Here is a 21,150-nt window from a genome sequence, read left to right as displayed (position 1 = left end):
TTGTTCATTAAACAGAAATGCTATGATTACAGTAGAAAATCTTTCATTTACTTATCGTAAATCGAAGCGTGCGGTATTACATGATTTTTCGCTTTCGTTCGAGTCCGGCAGGGTATATGGACTGTTGGGAAAGAATGGCGCGGGAAAGTCTACTCTTCTCTATCTGATGTCCGGGTTATTGACTCCTAAAAACGGCAAAGTGGTGTTTCACGATACAGATGTGCGCCGACGGTTACCGGTTACTTTGCAGGATATGTTTTTAGTTCCCGAAGAGTTTGAATTACCTTCAGTCTCTCTGGTTAGCTATGTGGAGTTGAACAGTCCTTTTTATCCCCGTTTCAGCAAGGAGGAGATGATTAAATATCTCCATTATTTTGAAATGGATATAGATATTGATCTCGGATCACTTTCTATGGGACAGAAAAAGAAAGTATTCATGAGCTTTGCGCTTGCTACAAACACTTCTCTTTTGTTGATGGACGAGCCGACCAACGGACTGGATATTCCCGGTAAAAGTCAGTTCCGTAAGTTTATAGCATCGGGCATGTCGGATGATAAGACGATTGTAATTTCTACGCATCAGGTTCGTGACATTGATAAGGTGCTCGATCATGTATTGATTATGGATGACAGCCGTGTGTTGCTGGATGAATCTACAAGTAATATTTGCGACAAACTTTTCTTTGTGGAGAGTGACAATCGGGAACTGGCGAAAAATGCTCTTTTCGCAATCCCTACTATTCAGGGGAATTACCTGATACTTCCTAACGAAGAACAGGAAGAATCGGAATTAAATCTGGAACTTCTTTTTAATGCTACGTTGGCTGCTCCTGAAGAGATAGCCCGATTGTTTCACACTCAAAAATAAAAGACGATGATAAAAGATACTTTTTTCAGTTTGCCTCGTTTTATGAATCTTTGCCGTAAGGAGATGGTAGAGAATTGGAGATCGAATGTGCTTCGTATGGTGTTGATGTATGGAGTGATGGCGGTGGTATTGGTTTGGAACGGATATACTCAATATAATTATCACGATTCGGTTTATTTTATTCGTCATGCAAATACCGATCCTGCATGGGGATTTATATTGATGGCTTTTTTGTGGTTTCTATTTGTTTTCGGGTGCTTAAGTGCATCGCTGGTGATGGAGAAGATGAAGAATAAGACTAGTCGGCTATCCACATTAATGACACCGTCCACTCCTTTCGAGAAGTTTTTTTCCCGTTGGCTGATATCAACTATCGTATTTTTAGTTGTTTTTTTGATTGCTTTTAAATTGGCTGATTATACAAGAGTAATGGTTTATTCGCTTATCTATCCGGAGGTAAAAGAGGTGATACTCCCTGTCAATCTGGGAGATTTAGTCGGTAGCGGGAAACGGTGGTTTTTATTCAATGAAACGTATCAGTTGATATTAGTCCTTTCTATATATTGCTTTGTGCAGTCATTGTTCGTATTAGGTAGTTCTGTTTGGCCGAAGAACTCTTTTCTTAAAACTTTTGTTTCGGTTACAATCATTGTTCTGATTTATGTATTGATGGGAATGTTGACGGGTAATATGCTATTTCATGGAAACAACAATAAAGATTACGGCTATATTTTTTCTTCTTTCACGGAGCAACAAGTTTTCACCTTAGGAACCATAGCCTTTATGTTTTTTGCATTGGTTAATTGGGTACTTGCCTTTTTTCGTTTTAAGGAGTCCGAGATTATTCAACGTATGTAATACTCTAGCCTATGAATTTTAAAGAAAGTAAAGCTATTTATCTGCAGATCGCTGATAGGATCTGTGATGAGATACTTCTGGGGCAATTTGGGGAAGAGGAACGCATCCCTTCTGTCAGAGAATATGCCGCTATTGTGGAAGTAAATGCCAATACAGTGATGCGCTCATTTGATTATCTTCAGTCACAGAATATTATTTATAATAAACGCGGCATTGGTTATTTTGTCTCTACCGGTGCAAGGGAACTGATTCATTCTTTGCGGAAGAATACTTTTTTGAAAGAAGAACTGGATTACTTCTTCAAGCAGATTAAGACACTGGATATTCCTATCAAAGAGATAACCGATATGTACCGGGAATTTTGTAAAAAAGAAAAGTAAAACAAATATTATGAAACGTACAACTTATATATTAATTGGGCTTTTTGTAGCCGGACTTTGTGTGCTGGTAGGCGGAATGTTTGTGATGTATTGTCTGGGGAGGCCGCACTTTTCCAATCAAATAAATCTGCAAGGAGAGCAGCTAACCAAAGAAATCCCGGCTTGCCGGGTAATATGGCTTGCTCAAACGGAGATGCATACAGAAGAATGTAGTGTCTGGCTGGCAAATTCTTTTTTGCGAGTGCTGCCTTCAAAAGGAGAGAAAAATGAATTTTCCTGTTCGCAGAAAGTAAATGACTATCTGAAAATGACTGTCATGGGGGATACGTTGAAAATTCTTTTGGACTATCCGCTGGATAAACTCCTGCAAGAGTTAAAGGAATCCAGATATGTAGCGATGATAACGGGAGACATGCAACTGAATCTGACGCAAGAAGTGGAATGTGTTGTAAATGATATTTATATGCAAAAGATTGTTCTTAAAAATTTGACAAAGGATTCTCTTTCCATTAATACTTCTAATTCTATGCAAGTGGATTCGTGCGATTTTAGAGCTTTGCATGTTGCCAGGAGTGGCAGGAATGTGGAATTTCAGAGTGGTAAGATCAATAATCTGCATTTGAATCTGAATATGATGGATAATTGGTCTGTAAATGTGCAAGAATGTCGGATTGATACGGAATACTTGACAGGTCACAATGGGAATGTGAAACTTCAAAAAGGAGAGTGCAAACGTATGTTTTGGATTCCTGAAAAGGATGATGCCAAATTACAGGTAACTTTGACCGAAAAAGCCTGTGTGACGATGATAGAATAAACTGGCATATAGATTAAAAAAGGAGTAAAGATGTATTTATCATATTTTACTCCTTTTTTATATGGTTATTACAATGCTTTTGTCAGAGTGAAGCAATCGATATCCGGTGCCCAGTTGTAACTATTACCCATGCGAATGGTGTTATATCCTGCTTTTAGTTCAACGGGAACTGTGATTTTGTTATGGTTATTATCCTCTCTCAGAGAATCTATTTTGGTAATAATGCCGTTGACATCCAGTTCTATCTGGCGTCCTTTACCGTATGAGTAATGGATAGTCATGTTGTAGCGTCCGCCATCTCCGCTATACACTTCCTTCCATTCGGCATAATTTTCCGGTTGTCCACCCAGGAAACCTACTTTCATTTTGCCGGAAGCTTCTTTGTCATTGGCATAAAGAATACCTTTAGGATTTTTACCTAGGTCGTTGAAAAGAGGCAAGTAAGCCCATTCTGCTTCGTACAGAGTCGGTTCCAGACGTGTTTCGCCTTCCATGCGGAGGAACATGGCACTGTGTGCCGGAAGCGTTTGTTCGAATGTGCCGGAGAAGCTGCCTAAATCTTTATGTTTTACGAGATCACGTACTTTTACATTTCCTCCAAATTCCAATGAAGAGAACGGGACGGAGAAACTGCATACGGTATCGGAAGGATTGTAGAGAGCCACAGCACGTACGTTTCCACGTTTCTGTTCAATATCTTTCACGAGTACATAACCTTCATTTTCATGTTGCGCTACGTATGCTTGCAAACCCAGCGGGTCTTGGTTGAGGGCAATCAATTCTTTGTTTTTCAGCAGCTCGAGAGAAGACTCCGGTATGTTTTCCAGGTTACATCCGATAAGCAAAGGAGAGCTCATGATACACCATAAACCGAAATGAGCTTCTTCTTCTGTCGGGGTAAGACCTTGGCCGCCCACTTTGCTGTCGTTACGGAATCCGATAACCATCATGTCCATGTCATTGTAATGTCCGTTGCAGGCATAGGCAGACAGGTAAAGATTCTTGCCGACTACATATCTTAATGAGCCCCAATGTGCGTTAATATCACCGCTGATACGCCAGGAGGTTGCTGCGTCTTTGGCCCAAGTACCCGGGAAGGCCCATCGGCAGATATTGATGGAAGCATCTTTGTTCACTTTGTCTATACTGTTCCGGATTGAAGTGTAGCGTTCCTTTTCATTAAGTCCCAGCGCATCTCCTCCGCAATAGTCAATTTTGATAAAGTCGAAACCCCAGTCGCCAAAGTATAATTGGGCGTCTTGTGGTTCATGCCCGTAGATACCTGCTCCTATACCTGCAGTGTCATTGTCCCACATGGAACCACACGTACTATTACCCGCATCGGTATAAAGGCCGGCTTTCATTCCCAGGCTGTGAATATGATCCGCCACCGGTTTCATGCCGTTCGGGAAGCGTTTTTCATTTGCAAGCATTATTCCGTTGCCGTCACGTTTTCCGAAATAGCCATCATCAACATTGACATAATGATATCCGACATCTTTCAGGCCTTTTTCCACCATTAGGTCAGCCTGGTGTTTGATAATGTCTTCACTGATGTCTACACGAAACGCATTCCATGAACTCCATCCCATGATAGGAGGATTGACTGCCTTTTCATTTTCCGAAAGAGTGGTTTGAGTCTTTGTACAACTGATGCACATAAAAGAAGCTACTGCTACTGTAAAGAGATAAATCCTGTTTTTCATGATATAATAGGTTGGTATTTTCTTACATAGCCGTCCCGATTTCGTCCCGGTAACTAAATAAAATTAAAGGGTAACTTACTGTAATCCAGAAAGCTACCCTTTATTTTGTCGGAATGAGGCGACTCGAACGCCCGACCCCTACGTCCCGAACGTAGTGCGCTACCAACTGCGCTACATTCCGATTGCTTAAGAAGTGGTGCCACCAGGAATCGAACCTTTTGCTTCGGTTTATTCTAACTCCTTGAGTGACTGCACATTATTACTTTATCTTTTATGAAAGCCATTGAATTAGCATCACACTAAATTCATCGCTTTTCTTGACTAATCTTGTAATCTTTATCTCTTTGACGTTGCAAAGATAAATAAAAGGTTCGATTTCTGCAAACTAATGCATATTTTTTTGCCTGTTTTTTGTCAACGATGCTGTTTATATCTATAGTCTCTGCCTACAGTGTCATTGAAACAGTAATTTGTATCTGATGTAAATAAAGACGTTGTGTTTCCGTATATGCTTTATTAATAATCAAGTGCTTATTAGATTTTTTCTTTATTTCCTATACTTCTTGCATTATTTGTACTCCTATTCTATTACTGATAGCCGTTTCTACGGCATCGTAAATTTCAGTTTTCGTTGTCTCTATTGATACGATAAGTGAATATTTGATAACATTATCAACATTAGCTAATTTCCTTTCTTTCCACCATCCTTGGCCTGGATAAACAATTATCTGCCCACAAGAAGCCAATTCAGCGGCCGTACATTCAATCCAGTCAGATTGTACAGTACCTTGTTCTCTACGTTGTTGTTTGATGGTCCATCTGTTAGTATCATTGTCAGTTTTCTTTTCTCCTTCACTTTTATTTCTTCTGCAAAGAAACTCTTCCATACTCTCGCTTGCACTTTTCAAGTCGAAATGCAGCGTAGCAGATGGATAACGATACTTGTTGCTTCTTCCTGCATATCCAGGAGACGGCTTTACATAATAAGATAGTGTGATTCTTATTTTTACATTTTCTTCTCCCATTTGTTCCAGCACCTCTGTTGGCCAAGGCAAATCATAAAAGTGCAATTGATTATAGGTGTTTGAACCATCTTTTTCCCAATAGGGTATTAACTCATTTTCAAATATAAACGTTGCATATTTTTCATTACTGAATAAGGCCGTCTCTTCATCAGGAACGCCATAGCCGCATAAAGGTATAATATCCTTGATATTACCGATACGTATCATTTCCGGTGTCCATTTGGCAGAATGTACCATCATGCCACGAACAGACAACATGGAAAGAGCTGGTGTTGCTGTTTTTATTTTTGCCGCAAGACGTGTCGCTAATGCTGTAGCCGCACTTGTAGCATGGAACTGTTCCAATGATTCCGCCAAATCTTGGCAGGTAGTAATCAAACTTAAATCAGGATGTGTCGTTGTTTGAAAAACAGGATGATAGGCTATATTACCTCCTTCCATGACTATTTCAGGCTTATTGCAACCATTTCTCCAACTCCACGAACTTCTTGACATGGGTGACAGATTCCCTGGAGCTGCCAGTGCCTTGTAGCTTTCATCTGTTACTATCGTTTTCTCCGTATATGCTCCGACTGTTAATGCGTTCCATGCTTGAGCCGGACTTTGTACAGCATTGGCTTTGCAGGACTCCAGATAATTTGTGGCATCTACTTCAGGGGGCTCAATGTTGCCCGCTGAAACGAGCACCAAGCGGTCACACTTGCCATTATGGTATATGCTTTCATCCAATGACGCAGAACTTGACGTTGACTTTCCGTCATACGATGTACCATCAGTTACAGCCATACATTGTATAGACGCCCCCATAGCCTGAGCCTGATAGATAGCATCTTCAATTACCGCTCCATAGAAATCCGGCTCTGTTGTATGACCGTTCTCTACAATCTTCACGGAAGCCAAGTCCTGTTCTATGATTATCGGACCTCCATGTCGATAAGTTATATCTGTCAAATCTCCATAAAGCATAAGTCCGGCCATACCTGTACCATGGTCACTGTGGTCTGTTGTATCCGGCACGCTGATAGCACTTTTCATTCTGTCATTAGGAAGAGCAGGTGCCAGCAGTTTATGGGCATTGTTGACGCCTGAGTCCAACAAGCCTATTCTTGTACTGTCTTTATCAAGCGCAAATTGGATTTCTCCTTCAATCAGTTCACTCCACTCACGACTTTCGCTCCGATTTTTTATAAGTATCGATGGCTGATGATAGGGACGCACTCCTTCTATATAACCGATAGATAGCGGTAATTCACATAACTGTTGTTTGGTTGCTTTTATCATCCAAACATCTACTCCATCAAAATCCAAATGATTTTTACCTGCTTTTAAGATAGCAAGTTTATCCAAGACATCTGATAATTTTACTGTGTCATATTCCTTTGTTTTAGTTATCCACAACTCAAATAAAAAGGCCTTATTATCAGGTAGTTTGTCGAAATCATCTGTAGATGTATAGAGCGCATGTATATCTGCCGGCTTAATGGCGTTGATAGGTTCAATCAAGCCTGTATTTTTAGGTTTGCCTGTTTTCGTATTATACTTTTCATCGGCATACTCGTCTGCCTTCTTGCTCAGCCAATCTTTTTTCTCATTTTTGATATATACGGTTACATCAACATTTCCGTCACTTTTATCTTCAGAGATTTTCAGAATGGATGCTCCACTACTTTGGGCTAACTTTTGGGGAACCAATTTGGGAGACATGTCAAGGTTTATATACACACCATCCGCAGACGGTAAACCACACTTTTCCCTTTCAGAAAGAGCCGTGATGGCATATTCAACGACTGCATTATAGCTTTCCTTGATAAATGCAGCATGTTCTTGTCTGTTCCTTTCAGGAATAACAGGTGGTGGTACAACCTTTGCTCTTGGCGTGAAAGAACGGGGTTCTGCTATTTGGTTACCTAAGAAAAAATGTTCCTTTTGCATATTATCTCCTTATTCAACTTATTTCACGACAAAGTTGATTCCGTTTGTCAACGACCATCTTTACCAATTCTATATTCATTGGCACATCATTTAACAAAGATTCTTTGAATATATCAGAACATACCATTTTTATCTCTGCATGGCTCATACCTTCAAACAGAGGTGCTGCCATGGAATAATCAAGTTCTTTAGCCGCATATAGATATTCACGCAACAGATGAATACGTTGTCCGGAGTCTGGCAAGCGATATTCAATAACGTCATCAAAACGTCGAAACATCGCTTTGTCTATCGAATCAATGGCATTTGTCGCTGCAATAATGAAACTGTCTGATGAGTCACGTTCCAACAATTGAAGAAATGTGTTGAGTATTCGGCGCTGTTCACCTACTTCATTTTCCATTCCACGCTGAGCACCGATAGCATCGAATTCATCAAAAAGATAGACTGCGGGAACCTCATCTATAAAATCAAAGATACGGCTAAGTTTCTGTCCTGTCTCACCCATGAATTTTGTAACGACTTTCTCTGTCCTCACAATAAATAAAGGAAGATTCAACTCTTTAGCCAATACTCCCGCTGTCATAGTCTTGCCTGTTCCAGGTACGCCATAGAGCAATAATTTGCGGCGGTTGGCAAGTCCATATTTCCTAAGTTCTTCTCTCTTTGTAAATTCTTTGATGACTCTTTCTATCTTTTCTTTCAATGCTTTGTCCGTCACCATATTTTTCAGGCAATCGTATGTCTCGACTTGAAGCAATAAGTCATCCACATCTTTATTACGTGGAATAAGCTTTAAAGCACTAAAAGATGTTTTTCTTTGACTTAAAAGCTCCTGGATGGTTCTTGCTAATACTGCATGACCATTCTTTGCCTCTACAGCAGAAATCTGGAGAGCAACTTTTCTAAATTGCGCATCATCGTTATTCAGATGATTACGTATCAAAGACAATATTTGGTCCGCATTTGCCATCTATAAATCAATAATTATTGATTTGCAAAATTACTATTTTTTCGTCTAATTCCCTAATATATTATCAAATATCACCAATGTCACCAAACTTTTTGAGGAATGTTTATAGATTGTATAACAGATTTATGATTTAAGGAGTGTATGTAAAACACACAAATAGTAATGGAGATGATAAATCATATGGTAACATGTTTTTATATTAGGTTGCTTGTCGTCTGATGACTTTTGATGCCATCTGATGACACTGTTTTGTCTGTTTCGGGTATAAAGCGGTTCTTTGTCCTATGTGTTAATCGTGAATTAATTCATGAAAAAGATATGTCATGAACATACAGGAAGCAAAGAACATCAGGCTTGTTGATTTTTTAGCCGGATTCGGACATGAACCGGTAATACAGCGTGGGAACAGCGTATGGTACAAATCGCCCTTCAGGACGGAAAAGGAGGCCTCTTTCAAGGTAGACCTCCATAAGGAACTATGGTATGACTTCGGTCTGGGGAAGGGAGGGAATATTATAACATTAGCCAAGGAGATTTATCGGACACAGGATGTAAGCCGTGTGTTACGGTGTATTGAGGATAAAAGGAAGGTTTTGAAGTCGGTTACTGTCTCCTGCCCTTTTGAAAAAGCGTATCCCGCCTTTCAGGACTTGAAAATCACTCCTCTTGCCAACCGGATACTGCTTGCCTATCTGGAGGAACGGTGCATTGATACGGAAACGGCCCGAAAAGTATGCAAGGAGGCTCATTTTAATCGGAACGGGAAAAATTATTTTGCCATCGCTTTCCCTAATATTTCCGGAGGGTACGAAATCAGGAACAGGTATTTCAAGGCTTGTATCGCTCCCAAGGACATCACCTGTATCATCAGCTCACCGGAGAGCGGGATTTGCTATATTTTTGAGGGGTTTATGGATTTTCTGTCTTTCAGGCCGGCTTTTCCATCCTTGGAAGAGGGGGATTATATAGTGTTGAATTCTGTCAGTAACTTACAGAAGGCTTTTTCTTTCCTTGCACGATATGACGGCATCTGTTGCTGTCTGGACAATGATACCGCCGGAAAAAATGCGGTGCAGGCATTAAAGGAGAAATACGGAATCCGTATATGTGATCTCTCGCATGAATATTCCGGATATAAGGACCTGAATGAATATCTGTGCGGGAAAAACAATCAGCTCCATATATAATAATAGAAGAATTGAAAAGACTGTCAGATGATATCCCCTTGTTTCCTTCCTGCCGCATGTGGCAGGAAGCAGGGTGATTTTTAATGTGGCGATCCTGTGTTAATAGTAGAATGTGGTCAGATGTGTTTTATGGTCTTTTACGATCTTTACTTCCTGCATCTGTCCGTATATCTCACGCACGGATACCGGACAGTCCATCTTTTCCCATTCTTCCGGGGAAATCCTCATGTCGGAGTGCCTGAAACATAGTATGACCATTTCCAGGGAATCCTCTTCTGCGAATATGAGACCTTCATGGTCATCGATAAATTGCTTGAGTCCATCCTCATCCTTGCAGGATATTTCTCCGGTGTACATATCCCCGACCGGCCGGGTGTTTTTGCGGATACGGATTTTGAACCATTCCCGGCTTTCCGGCTGTTCAGGTGCGCCACATTCCCACAGGGCTATTTTCGTATCGTAGTAAACCTCCCCGTTCTCACATGCCCCGTAATGCCCCCAATGCTTGAAACGGCCGGTGGTCCATGCCTTGAACCTTACATCGCCAGCCTTTACCAACACACACTCACCGCCATGCATATCGCATTTGACACCCTTCTTATCCCGGGACACGAACGGGACACGGGAGAAATTCCGGAGCACAATGTTATCTCCATACACGGCATCTACGAAGAACGGCCGGGAGCGTTCACCGTATCCGGAAATAAAGAACAGGCTGTCACCTGTACGGGGATACCAGTCGGAACGTGTCTTTTCGATGTGTTCCACCATTGCGTTCACTTTCTCTATGTCTTCCCGGACAAGCCCGTGTATCCGGTCATACCAGTAGTTCAGGCGGATGAATGTTTCCTTGCAATACTTGTTTTTTGTTTGAATCATGATCTTTTTTATTTTGTGGTTAAACATGCCCGGCTTTGGTAAAGCCGGTATTTCTTTTCTTATATGCATCCGTTTGTCTTTTGCCCTGATTGTGCAAGGCTTGGCGAAAAAATACCGCAGCGAAGCGAGGATGATTTTTTCAGCCAACCGGTCCGAAGGACCGCCTTGCTCGATCAGGGGCAAAAGGCTACCTTTGCAGGTAAGAAACAGAAATGCGGAACACTGCTTGATTCCAAGGTGGAAAACCTTTACCCCGCCAACCTGATATATCCACCCAATAAAATCCGCCAGGGAAAATCTGTTTTTAAAAGATTCCTAGGTCCATTTATCTTATATTGGACTGTACAAGGAAGCACTTGAAGTCCGGATATTTCCCAAACGGACATTACCGGTCATCAAACGCCTCCACCCTGTTTCTTTCCAGCAAAGCAAGGATGTCCTTCTCCTTATATAGTAATTTGCCTCCTATCTTGTAGTAAGGCAGTTTGCCGTTTATCCTGTACTCTGCCAGCGTCCTGCGTGTCAGTTTCAACTGTTCGGCAAGCTCACGGTCCGTAATGTAACGTTCTCCGTTCAGAACCGGACGTAATTTCTCCTCCTGCTTGTCCAGCATTTCGGACAGGCTGTCTATGTTCCGGAAAAAACGAATGATTTCCGGGGTTTCTTTGGTCAACAGGGCTTGAATCATAGCACTTCTAAAGGGTTATACGGTGAATATTGTTTTCCATAAAACGGATAATATCCTGACGCTTGTAATACACCTTACGGTCTATATAACTGTAAGGGATGGCCCTGCTTCTGCGAAGCTGTAACATCTTTCCGGGAGAGACATCCATGAGCATGCAAGCCTCCTGGTTGTCAATCCAGTCGTCCATACCGGATATGCCATTTCCACATGTTTCACACATTTTTCTTGCAACGGCTTCCAGAGCCTCATTCATTTCCATGAATGTTTTAGCCTCGATACATACAAACTCCATAAACTGTACTTTTTTGTCGGATACGAAAATATGGAAGGGGATACTCACCTCCAAAAGGATGTCGTCAAATGACATCAGATGTCATTAAACGTCATATGTAACAGAGGGCTGCAGAATCAAACTTCAGGAAAATGCTCCGAAATAAATATTATCATCAATTATATATGTTGAATACCTTGTGTGGAAGCGTCATCAATTTACCCGGTTTTAAGAACATAGGCGGGATATTACCTGTAAATTGTAAAGTTTACATTCGGACTTTACAGTTTTACACTTCAAAATTTTACACTTACCATTCACCGATAAAAATCATAAAATGTTATTTGTTTGATTCTTAATAGAATACAATCTGTAATTAAGTTAAGACCGGCATTCCGGCATAGATTTTTCACTAAAGATGGCATATACTCTTGAAAGTGCGCACAAGAAAGGGTATTTCAGTAATAACCTTTAAAAGACAGGAGAGATACGCCATGATGTATATAGACAATGAAGTGCTTGAGAAAATGATAATGACCATAGTGGAAGGTTTTGACCGCATAGAGAAGAAACTGGACAGGATGGGGCGTGTGAAGGATTTCATGAACGGGGACGAGCTTTTGGACAACTATGACATAGCCAGGCTGCTCAACGTGTCGTTGCGGACAGTCGCCCGCTACCGGGAAAAAGGGCTGATCCGCTATTACCAGACGGACGATAACGGAAAGAACTTCTACAGAAGCTCGGAAATACAGGAATTCTTGCTGAAACGCGGAAAGAAAAAATGAGCGTGGGAGTATCAATATGCGGAAGTTATGCTAACTTTGTTTCATAAACAGTTGTTATGAAGACAAATACCAATTCTAGATATGCCGTCGCAGTCCTTATTGACGGGGATAACGCCTCCTTTGAGAAGATGGAGGATATAATGGGCTTTGTTTCCCGTTATGGGGATGCCGTCGTGAGACGAATTTATGGAGACTGGACGAGGAAAGCGCTTTCCGCGTGGAAGGGAACTGCCCGGGAGCATGGATTCAGGCTCGTACAGGCTTCCTCCCATGCTCCCGGAAAGAACACGACCGATATTGCACTGGTCATAGACGCGATGGACATTCTTCGTGACGGTCGGGCAGACTGTTTCTGTCTGGTAGCCAGTGACGGTGACTACAGCCTGCTTGCCCAACGGATACGGGAAGCCGGATTGAAGGTGCTGGGATATGGGGAGGATAAGACTCCCGTATCACTGGTACGGTCCTGTTCCGTGTTCCTGTATGCCGACCGGAAGGAAAACAAGGTTTCGGACAATACTCCCGAATTTTTTATCCAAAGGGACATGGAGTATTTCGACAAGGCTTTCCGGCAGGCGGCTGACGGCAAAGAGGAGGTTTCCCTTTCACTGATCGGCGGCGCATTAAAAAAAATGATGCCCAAATTCAAGGTCAGGAGATATGGATGCAAGACATTGGGCAAACTCTATGAAAGGCTGGACCGGTACGAGCTGGTCATGACGGAAAAGGGAGTGGCAAGTGCCGTGCGGCTGAAAGGCTGAACCGCACGGTGGGAACAATCAGGAACCGTCAGTTTTCTTTTATGCATCCTTGCCATGCATGAAAGAAAACTGACGGTTGTTGTCTATACCGGAATGGGATTTATCCGTAGCGTATCGAGATTGAGATAGGCTCCCCGGTAGAATGTCCTCCCTTCCCTGAGCATACGCCACAGGATGTCGCAGCCGGTTTGTGCCAGTATGGAATTGATGAAAAGATCCTGCTTCTGCAAGGCTTCCGCCAGCGAGCAGCTCGGTCCCGAATCCTTTTCCTTGATGGTGGAGTAGCGTACCTCTTCGGTAATGACATTCATGCGGGGAATGGGTAGGTATTCGTTGGAGACGGGCTGGAGAATCTTGCCACGGATGTTCCCTATCAGAACCTGTCCGGTGGTCCGGGCATTGCCGAAGTCCATCCAGTATATGGGTGACCGCTCGTTGTTGGAAGTGTGTTCCCGGTGTTTCTTCAGGAACCGCCAGAGGTTCATCCGGGAGCGGATGTTGTCGGTGCAGGTAACGATGATGTTCGCCAGGGCGGGCTCTTCCCGGTCTGCGGAGGCTTTCAGCGGATAACGCTGCCCCTTTGCCTCCCACGAGAAGCCGAAAAAACGGTTGATGCGGGTCACAAGTGCCGCAGCCTTGTTCAATCCGAGTTCCGATCCGCTGAACAGCTGGCGTCCGATGTTCGCTTCCGTGACGGTATCGGGGTCGAAGACCGTCACGTGCAGTCCCGGATGTCCTAGCGCCTGTAATGCCACGCTCATCCGCGCCAGGCCGGTGGCCACCTGTGAGCCTGTTCCGCCCGCACCGACTACGAAGACGGTCACGGGATGGTAGGGATTGAGCAGGTACCTGTCTGTATAATGAATCTTTTTCATGCCAGTAAGTCTTTAAGTTGTTTGTTCATGGGTTTCAGTTCGTTCTCGTCAAACGGATTGGCGCGTGCCTTTTCCGTTACCGAGACCAGGTTGCTTCCGGTCGGGTTCCTGTTTCCTCCCAGATGGGAGAACTCGCTGAGCCAGAAACGTTTTTCCCAATACTCGAGGAGTTTTGAGAAAGTCATGTCTTCCGGGGGAGTCAACGTGGCATTTCCCAGACAGACACTGCTGCCCGTGACATTGAAGAAAGGGGCGAGGAAAAGCGGGCTGTTCTCCGCCGGTTTTTCCCCCTTGTAGGAGAAAATGTCCAGCCTGTCACCGGAAACCATGTAGATCACGCCGGGCACATGGAATGTCCCGTCAGGAATATTCAGGCTTCTGGCAAAGAACATCCGCCGTTTTCCCGGAGGATTGTACCAGATGTACCTCTCGTGCCCCTTGCGGGTATCACACCACAGCATGTTGGCGGGGATTTTCCCGTGCGGCACGTTCCGCCTGTCATCCGTATAGGATTCCACCAGGGCGTTCATGAACTCATAGGTGACGGGAACGGCAGCCTCCATCCTGCCCCTGTCATTGATGGGATGCAGTTCGAGGTAATGCATTCCGTTCCCATAGCGGTTCTCACGGTATTCATACGCGATCAGTGCCGCCTTGGGCACCATCACCTGTTGCAGTTTGTTGGTCAGTTCATTCATATCGTTCATTTTAGAAGTTGTCAGCTATATGTTTTGTAAAACGTGCCAGCCATTTTGAAAGCCTTTCCGGGTAGTCGCCCATTTGGAAGAGACAGTCCGTTTCCGGTGTCAGGAACCTGTATGTGACCGGTGTAAGGGCATAAGTCTCCTGGTAGTCCGAGTTCATGAACCCTTTCATGCATTCAGCCAGCGTGTCATCGGTAGAGTAGACCAGCATGACCTGGCTTGCCATTCCCACCGGGTAAAAATCACGCTCCTCCTCATACGCCCAATCGTACAGGTAATCTGTGAGGTTCGGGCTTTCCGGGGTGATCAGTGCCATACCCTCCCTTATCAATTCCAGCAGTTTTTGTTCCTTCCCCTTTTTTATCCGGTAATTCCGTACAGCCTCTTCCAGAGAGTTGCAGAACGGTTTTCCCGACATCCGTTTGAGCGCTTTCGCCCGTTTTCCTGACTGGTAGGAATCCGCCAGCCGCCTGTTCGCCCTGATCTCTTTCGGGGAAGCGTCGGAATCCCGGTTTTCCCAGTCTTCCAGTTCCTCTATGGCGAAGTCATAGCAAAACGCCTCGGTGACATTGCAGACTCCGTGATGCCGGACGAATCGCCGGATGAACTCCCTGACAATGTTCCTCAATGGTACGGGAAGCCGTTCCGTAAAGTCGATGGGAATCCAGAACAGCTCGGGTTCCGGCCAGTCGTGATGGCGGAACAGACAGAAATGGAGCCTTCCTTCTTTCTCTTCCAGATTGACACATTCCGGCACGCTCTCGTCCATCGCCTTGTACAGTTCGGTGATTTTCAGACGGGGGCTGCCCCCTTTCCTGTATCGGAAAGGGAGCTTTATACCCATAAGTCCGGCATAGTTCGATGCCGATTGGTAGAGATAGTCAAAATTCTCCGGTGTCGTGAGATTGACCGGGGAACCGTCATATCCGTCCTTATGCCAGAAATCCGGTGCGAGGGGAGGAATTTTATCTGTCAGAAAATCATGACGCTTCCCGGTGGCGGCAGTATCCTCCTTTTTTGTCCCGATGTTCCTCTTCGGATGTCTGACGGGCCGGCCAAACGGATAATGAGTCCTGCCAGATTCTCCTTGGCTGATTCTGAGAGCTGTCTGCATGGTTTGTCCTCCTTTTTCTTTCTCTTGTCCATACGATTATCCTTTCACTCCGACGGTTGTCTTGAAGCGGTAGACCGCCTTGTCCTCCTCCCATTCCGGTCCGTGGACGGTCGCCGTTGTCAGTTCGGGATAGGTCATGGAGTAGAAGTCCATCACCTCGTTTACGGACAGTTCGTTGTTCGGGTCGCTCAATACCAGTTCCTTAGAGTCCTTCCTGAATTTGAAGACTCTCTGCAATCCTTTGATTTCAAGTGCCATAATTTCTCTTCTTTTATAAGGTTTAACAATATACCATGTCCATTTGTGCCATGTCCGTCATGCGGCATTCCTTCGGGAAGTCCGGATATTCCGCGTACGGGTCTTCCCTGAGCAGTTCCCGGTCATCCTCGCAGTCCTTGTCGAAGTTGTACATTGCAGCCTCTTGCGGTTGCCGGAGGTATTCACGCTCCTCATGAGTTCTTGCGGCCTCCTGTACCGGTGCATACCGTGGCTGTGGCATCTGTACCGGTTGATGGAATTGGATTCCTTGCGGTTGTGGAACTGCCTGTTGCGGGACCGGTTGCGCTTGTGGTGCGGAAATAGTATATTGTACGGGTTGTGTTTGCGGCTGTCCGGCAAATGGTGTTTGCTGTCCTGAATGTGCAGCCGGCCGGGGCGGTTGCGGTTGTGAAACGGGTTGCGGAACCGGAGCCGGCTGCTCGGGCAAAAACATCGGGATTTGCTCTCCGCTTCGGTATTGCGATGCCGGGGCTGCCGCCGGTTGCGATGCCGTCTGTTGTGGAGCCGGCTGCGGCTTGGGCATTGGCGGTTGTTCCATGCCGAACAGGCTTCCCTCCGATGCCTTTTTCTGTACCTCAGCCATCTTCACGTCAATTTCCTTCTGCTTGTCCGGAAGTGCCAGTATCTTTGCCTGCTTGAGCCATGTTAACGCTTCGGAATAGCGTTTGCCGGTCATGGCATCCTCCGCCTTCTTAAGCAGTTTTTCCATCTTTTCCCGTTTCTCGCGGACCTCCTTGGACTCTTTCTCCGCCGCTGACCTAGCGGCTTTGCTTTGTGAGGCTGCCTGTTCCGCCTGCTTCTCGAACGCTTCCAGGTTGGTAAGGATGCCCTGCGCTTTCTGTACAGGTGTGCCGACGGCCTGCAGGAAGCCCGCATCCAGCTCTTCCGGCGTGCCGTTCAGGATGAGCGGGATAACGCGTTCCCCGTCCTTTACCCCCGACCGTCTGGGAACAACGGCCACCGTCAGGTTGTTGTTTACTCGTCTGATGTTGATACTCAGGTCTGTGCCTGCCGTGATCATTTGGTTGATTGCCTGAAAAAACATAATGGTAAAATTTTAAATGTTATACATAGGTTTCCTTGAAAAAATCCTTCAGGATTCTCTGCCTGTCCGGATTCGAGGCGATGCCCCTCAACGGTTCCAGATAGTAGCCGATACGTTTCGGCCCGTCTGTCGTATCGGGAATCCGTTTTTTTACAGGTCTCACACGGCTTGTGGCGGGCCATGCGGCCGGCATGACCGGAGCCGGCGGGGTGAATGTAGCGGTTCTCATGTCTTTATGCTTTAAGGATTATACAAGCATGCCCATGACGGTCAGGGCGATAATTATTTTTACAATGAGGGTGAACGTCCTGAAAAGGAGGCTGATGAGCGTTCCCGACAAAAGGAACAGGACGATCAGGTACATGGGAATGATTCCCTTGCTGTAGAGCAGGCATATTCCCGTAAGCAGGACCAGTGAGACCGTCTGCTTGCAGATGTTTTCGATGAGTTGCAGTTTCATGTCTTTAAATTTTTAAGAATGAATAATCCCATCGGGATATGTTTTCCCGATTTTATAGGCCTCCGGCCCTTGGATTGCCTTTTTGCGCAAGGCTTGGCAAAAGAAAATACCGCAGCGAAGCGAGGATGATTTTCTTTTGACCAACCAAGCCCCCAAAGGGGGCCGCCTTGCGGCAAAAACGAGGCAATCCAAGACCTTTGCCGCTTAAAATCGGAAAAACGTATCTTGCACATATAAAAAAGGAAGTACAGACAGACGCCTGCACTTCCCTTGTCTTGTTGGCTTTGACATTTGTTTATATGGTTCCCTGTGGCCGCTTTTCCACCGGATGGTTCCGGAATATCTCGCCTGTCACCTCATTTACCGTTTCCAGCACGCCGTCCAGGAACTCCTCCTGTGAGAGTTTCCCCCGTTCTATCCGTGCCAGTTCAGTTTCCCAGCCCGAAGTGAGGGAGGCGTTGGCCACCTTCATACCGCGTACCGTCTCATACAGGAGAAGCCCTTTAGGGGTCGGGACGACATATTTACCCGAATAACGGATGTATTTACGTTCCAACAGCGTGCGGAGGATATTCGTGCGGGTGGAGACGGTGCCCAGTCCGGCCTTGTCCATGTAGTCCACCAGTTCCTCGTCCGTATAAGGGGAGACCGGTAATGATTTCTTATGTATAAGGCTGCACCCTGCCACCGGCAGTATCTCTTCCTGAAAAAATTCCGGCATCACCTGGTAAGGCATACGGCCTTTTGCGACAATATGTTCCCTCTCAAAGATTCCGAGCCATCCTTTTTCTAGGATGCGGTATGTACGGATGCGGAATTTACGTGCGGCACACACCGCATCGACGGTTGTGTATTCCACCTTGCAGGGCGGCATGAACGTTTCAAGCACCCTGCCGACAATGAGCGTGTAAACCAGCATTTCCTCCCGGCCCAATTTACCGGGCTGTATGCCTGTGATGATGATGGCATGATGCTCCATGATGTCTTGTGCCCCAATGCTGTCCTGCGGCGCGGCAAGGTCAACCATACCGGCATATCGTCGGAACTCCTTGCGGGAGAGCATCTTCTCCATGACAGGCGGCAACGTGTCATATACATCCTTTGGCAACAGGCGACTGGAGGTGCGCGGATAGGAAATCAGCCTCTTCTCGTACAGGCTCTGTGCAATCTCCTGCACCTGTATGGCCGTCAGGCCGTGGTAACGGTTCACGTCTTTCTGTAGTTCGGCCAGGTTGTAAAGTGCCGGTGCCCCGATTTCCTCCGTCCGTTTCCCTACCGCTGTGATGCGGGCGTTCTTTGCCGCCTTGCAATCCTCGTACAATGCCAGTGCCTCCCGGCGGGCCACAAGGTCGTCCACGTGGCGCATCTTTAGGATACGGTCATTCTTGCATAGGCTGATGAATACGGGCCAGCTGTCAGCCGGCATGTGGTTCTCCCTCTCCCGGTACCGTCTGCATATCTCCGCCAGTACGGGGGTCTGTACCCTGCCCAGCGAATTGTTCCCGAAGCCTACCGCCTTGCAGATGGCATGGCTTGAATTGACCCCCAGGAGCCAGTCCGCCCGGTTACGGCTGTCCGCCGCCAGGAACAGGTTGTCGAACCGGTCACATGGAAGGAGGTTCGCCATACCTTCCGTGATGGCCTCGTCCGTCAGAGACGAGATCCAGAGGCGGAGGTAGGGTTGTTTGCATCCCAGAAAACCGTAAAGATGGCGGAACAGCATCTCTCCCTCCCGGGAGGCATCGGTTGCCGCGATGATGGTGTCGCATGCGTTGAGCACCTTGGCTATCACTTTCAACTGGAGCACCGCATTGATGTCGGGATGCCACCCGGTATCCGTCTTCACGTGCCTTACTGTCAGGAGGGAAGGCGGCAGCAGGGGAAAGTCCTTCCACTCCACATGGGCTGTTCCTGAATCCTTCGGCATTGCCAGGGAGAGCATGTTGCCGTATGTCCATGTCACCATGTAGCCGTTCCCGGTCATATAACCGTTCTCTTTTCTGCCGGCTCCCAACACTCTTGCTATCTCTCTGCCCACGTTGGGCCTGTCAGTCACTATTGCGATCATATTCTTTTTCTTTTTGATGGGGGCTGTCTAAAAAGTATTTTTGACCCTCTTTTATTCGAATACCTATCTGAGATTGATTTCAAATATTCAATTCTCAAGAACGAATGAGTGACTTTTTAGACAACCCAACAGGTTAAACTTATTTTATTTTTTTGTTATTTCTTTGGAGATTCCTCCTGACGGATGCCATTGATTTCCATGATTGGCCTGTTGTTGTCACCGGGTACCAGTTTGAATGTGGCATCCATGGTCAGGCTGATTACCGGGGTACAGAGTTTCAACGGGATGATTTCTGATTCCTTGCCTTGCAACAACAGGTCAAGGTTGCCGTCCGCTTCTAGTTGCTCCTTGCTGATACCCACGGCCTTCAGACCGGGCCAATCAATATCTTTTACATTATAATTATAAGGGATGTTCCGATTCGTATTCATACGGTTTGGGGATTTGATGTTTGTAAAACTCATTTTGTCTCTCTCCGATCGGGGTTATACCGCTTGTTTTGCGCCCTTCTTTTGTTCCTGCTGCTGACCTTGGGCGGTATCCGCCTGTGCCGCACGACGGGAAGTATCCCTGCGAATATCAGGGTTCTCTTGGAAATACTGCAACTGCCCGGAATAAGGGTTTACTTTCAGGTAGGAGCTGAACGTTTGCCCGTTGTTTTTCAGCCCTTCGACCAGGAGGGTTTTCCCGTCCTGGAGGTTCGCCTTTTCCTGCGCCGTGAACACATGGCCGTAAACCTCCGCCGGGATACGTGGCGCCTGCTGCTCGTTGAACCCGTCCGGCGTGCGCGAGTACATCGTCCTGCCGGTATTCATGTCCAGCTTGACAAACGCGGAGAATTCCTCTCCCTTACGGTTGATCATGTTTTCCAGATAGACGGCCTGCCCCTTGCGCAGGACCTCCTTGTCCTCGGCTGTCAGCTGCACGTTGCAGATTTCCTTTGGAATATAGATTTCTCCGGTCTCCGGATTATGGCGGGTGTAATTCGGCCGTCCTGTCATCTGGTCTATCGTGACAAACGCGGAGAAAGCCCCGTCCCTGTTCTTGAATTTCATGTCCTCGACCAGGATGGTATGTCCCTCGCTGAGCATCTTTATCTGGGTAGGCGAGAGTGGTACGCCCCCGATGGACTTCTCGTTGAATACCTGGTTCTTCGGGAAGATGAACTCCAGCCCCCTGCGCTCGGCGCTGTATTGGAGCGTGGCGTCAAACTCCTTCCCCGCCTTGGAGGTCATCCCCTCCACCTTGACGGGTTGTCCCTCCTTCAGCAGTCTGATCTCCTCGTCCGTAAGTCTTACCCCGCTCACTTCCTGCGGGATGTAGACATGCTCCTGCCGGACGGCGACCAGCTCGTTGGTGTTCTTGTCGATGGAGATCAGGCAGGGGGTGTACTCGCTGCCACGCAGGTTGAGTTCCACCACACGCCCCATGTTGCCGGTCTCACGCAGGTTCTTCTTGTCCTCCTCGTTAAA

At 46.1% G+C, this 21,150-nt stretch carries 23 protein-coding genes and 1 tRNA gene; 7 read left to right on the top strand and 17 right to left on the bottom strand.

Annotation, left to right across the window (positions count from 1 at the left end; translation table 11 throughout):
* The first annotated feature begins 22 nt into the window (after positions 1-22).
* From KTR06_RS22835 to KTR06_RS22820, 4 genes are read left to right on the top strand one after another with little or no spacing between them, the layout of a single operon-like run.
* Positions 23-868, top strand: coding sequence for an ATP-binding cassette domain-containing protein (locus KTR06_RS22835; protein WP_004316565.1), 846 nt, complete (start codon positions 23-25; stop codon positions 866-868).
* Between the two features lie 6 nt (positions 869-874).
* A complete protein-coding gene (locus tag KTR06_RS22830; protein ID WP_009040158.1) occupies positions 875-1,726 on the top strand; it encodes a hypothetical protein in 852 nt (283 codons plus the stop codon).
* Between the two features lie 11 nt (positions 1,727-1,737).
* The gene (locus KTR06_RS22825; protein ID WP_008026532.1) at positions 1,738-2,106 is read left to right on the top strand and encodes a GntR family transcriptional regulator; all 369 of its coding nucleotides are present in this window, start codon (positions 1,738-1,740) and stop codon (positions 2,104-2,106) included.
* 10 nt (positions 2,107-2,116) lie between these two features.
* On the top strand, positions 2,117-2,923 hold the full coding sequence (locus KTR06_RS22820; protein WP_009040159.1) for a hypothetical protein: 807 nt from the start codon (positions 2,117-2,119) through the stop codon (positions 2,921-2,923).
* 68 nt (positions 2,924-2,991) lie between these two features.
* Here KTR06_RS22820 and KTR06_RS22815 read toward each other — a convergent pair whose 3' ends face one another.
* The 4 genes from KTR06_RS22815 to KTR06_RS22800 all read right to left on the bottom strand — a co-directional run bounded on the left by KTR06_RS22815 (position 2,992) and on the right by KTR06_RS22800 (position 8,559).
* Positions 2,992-4,629 (bottom strand): alpha-galactosidase, encoded by a 1,638-nt coding sequence (locus KTR06_RS22815; RefSeq protein ID WP_217290832.1) that lies wholly within the window; start codon positions 4,627-4,629, stop codon positions 2,992-2,994.
* Positions 4,630-4,737: 108 nt separating this feature from the next.
* Positions 4,738-4,810 (bottom strand) — tRNA-Pro (locus KTR06_RS22810).
* Positions 4,811-5,183: 373 nt separating this feature from the next.
* Positions 5,184-7,586 (bottom strand): S8 family peptidase, encoded by a 2,403-nt coding sequence (locus KTR06_RS22805; protein ID WP_175332508.1) that lies wholly within the window; start codon positions 7,584-7,586, stop codon positions 5,184-5,186.
* A 13-nt stretch (positions 7,587-7,599) separates the two neighbouring features.
* Entirely contained in the window at positions 7,600-8,559 is a 960-nt protein-coding gene (locus KTR06_RS22800) for an AAA family ATPase (protein ID WP_005790152.1), read from the bottom strand.
* A 323-nt stretch (positions 8,560-8,882) separates the two neighbouring features.
* Here KTR06_RS22800 and KTR06_RS22795 point away from each other — a divergent pair, with 323 nt between their 5' ends.
* A complete protein-coding gene (locus tag KTR06_RS22795; protein ID WP_175332506.1) occupies positions 8,883-9,746 on the top strand; it encodes a toprim domain-containing protein in 864 nt (287 codons plus the stop codon).
* Between the two features lie 99 nt (positions 9,747-9,845).
* Here KTR06_RS22795 and KTR06_RS22790 read toward each other — a convergent pair whose 3' ends face one another.
* From KTR06_RS22790 to KTR06_RS22780, 3 genes are all read right to left on the bottom strand, one after another.
* Positions 9,846-10,625, bottom strand: a complete 780-nt coding sequence (locus KTR06_RS22790; protein ID WP_175332503.1) for a DUF4121 family protein — start codon at positions 10,623-10,625, stop codon at positions 9,846-9,848.
* 385 nt (positions 10,626-11,010) lie between these two features.
* Complete coding sequence (locus KTR06_RS22785) at positions 11,011-11,313, bottom strand: helix-turn-helix domain-containing protein (protein ID WP_087332190.1); 303 nt, start codon at positions 11,311-11,313, stop codon at positions 11,011-11,013.
* A 7-nt stretch (positions 11,314-11,320) separates the two neighbouring features.
* Positions 11,321-11,605, bottom strand: a complete 285-nt coding sequence (locus KTR06_RS22780) for a helix-turn-helix domain-containing protein (RefSeq protein ID WP_005790140.1) — start codon at positions 11,603-11,605, stop codon at positions 11,321-11,323.
* Positions 11,606-12,078: 473 nt separating this feature from the next.
* Here KTR06_RS22780 and KTR06_RS22775 point away from each other — a divergent pair, with 473 nt between their 5' ends.
* Positions 12,079-12,372 (top strand): helix-turn-helix domain-containing protein, encoded by a 294-nt coding sequence (locus KTR06_RS22775; RefSeq protein ID WP_005636803.1) that lies wholly within the window; start codon positions 12,079-12,081, stop codon positions 12,370-12,372.
* Between the two features lie 56 nt (positions 12,373-12,428).
* On the top strand, positions 12,429-13,133 hold the full coding sequence (locus KTR06_RS22770; RefSeq protein ID WP_175332148.1) for an NYN domain-containing protein: 705 nt from the start codon (positions 12,429-12,431) through the stop codon (positions 13,131-13,133).
* Positions 13,134-13,216: 83 nt separating this feature from the next.
* Here KTR06_RS22770 and KTR06_RS22765 read toward each other — a convergent pair whose 3' ends face one another.
* The 10 genes from KTR06_RS22765 to KTR06_RS22720 all read right to left on the bottom strand — a co-directional run.
* Entirely contained in the window at positions 13,217-14,008 is a 792-nt protein-coding gene (locus KTR06_RS22765) for a PRTRC system ThiF family protein (protein ID WP_025017582.1), read from the bottom strand.
* Positions 14,005-14,706, bottom strand: coding sequence for a prokaryotic E2 ligase family D protein (locus tag KTR06_RS22760; protein ID WP_175332149.1), 702 nt, complete (start codon positions 14,704-14,706; stop codon positions 14,005-14,007). Before KTR06_RS22760 ends, KTR06_RS22765 begins: the two co-directional genes overlap by 4 nt.
* Positions 14,707-14,716: 10 nt before the next feature.
* The gene (locus KTR06_RS22755) at positions 14,717-15,826 is read right to left on the bottom strand and encodes a hypothetical protein (RefSeq protein WP_175332146.1); all 1,110 of its coding nucleotides are present in this window, start codon (positions 15,824-15,826) and stop codon (positions 14,717-14,719) included.
* Positions 15,827-15,862: 36 nt separating this feature from the next.
* Positions 15,863-16,084, bottom strand: a complete 222-nt coding sequence (locus tag KTR06_RS22750; protein WP_175332144.1) for a PRTRC system protein C — start codon at positions 16,082-16,084, stop codon at positions 15,863-15,865.
* Positions 16,085-16,106: 22 nt separating this feature from the next.
* Positions 16,107-17,150, bottom strand: coding sequence for a PRTRC system protein E (locus KTR06_RS22745; protein WP_217290831.1), 1,044 nt, complete (start codon positions 17,148-17,150; stop codon positions 16,107-16,109).
* A 19-nt stretch (positions 17,151-17,169) separates the two neighbouring features.
* Positions 17,170-17,379, bottom strand: coding sequence for a hypothetical protein (locus tag KTR06_RS22740; RefSeq protein WP_005790124.1), 210 nt, complete (start codon positions 17,377-17,379; stop codon positions 17,170-17,172).
* A gap of 18 nt (positions 17,380-17,397) precedes the next feature.
* On the bottom strand, positions 17,398-17,610 hold the full coding sequence (locus KTR06_RS22735; RefSeq protein WP_005790121.1) for a hypothetical protein: 213 nt from the start codon (positions 17,608-17,610) through the stop codon (positions 17,398-17,400).
* Positions 17,611-17,905: 295 nt separating this feature from the next.
* Positions 17,906-19,678 carry a DNA topoisomerase gene (locus KTR06_RS22730; protein ID WP_217290830.1) on the bottom strand — a complete coding sequence of 591 codons (1,773 nt, stop codon included), beginning with the start codon at positions 19,676-19,678 and terminating at the stop codon, positions 17,906-17,908.
* Between the two features lie 155 nt (positions 19,679-19,833).
* A complete protein-coding gene (locus tag KTR06_RS22725) occupies positions 19,834-20,109 on the bottom strand; it encodes a DUF4099 domain-containing protein (RefSeq protein ID WP_025831015.1) in 276 nt (91 codons plus the stop codon).
* Positions 20,110-20,163: 54 nt separating this feature from the next.
* Positions 20,164-21,150, bottom strand: a 987-nt coding sequence (locus KTR06_RS22720) for a DUF3945 domain-containing protein (RefSeq protein ID WP_217290829.1), incomplete at its 5' end; no start/stop codon positions are given.

The organism is Bacteroides sp. MSK.20.12 (assembly GCF_019052435.1).
Lineage (GTDB): Bacteria > Bacteroidota > Bacteroidia > Bacteroidales > Bacteroidaceae > Bacteroides > Bacteroides xylanisolvens.
This window is presented reverse-complemented; position numbering and strand designations above follow the sequence as displayed.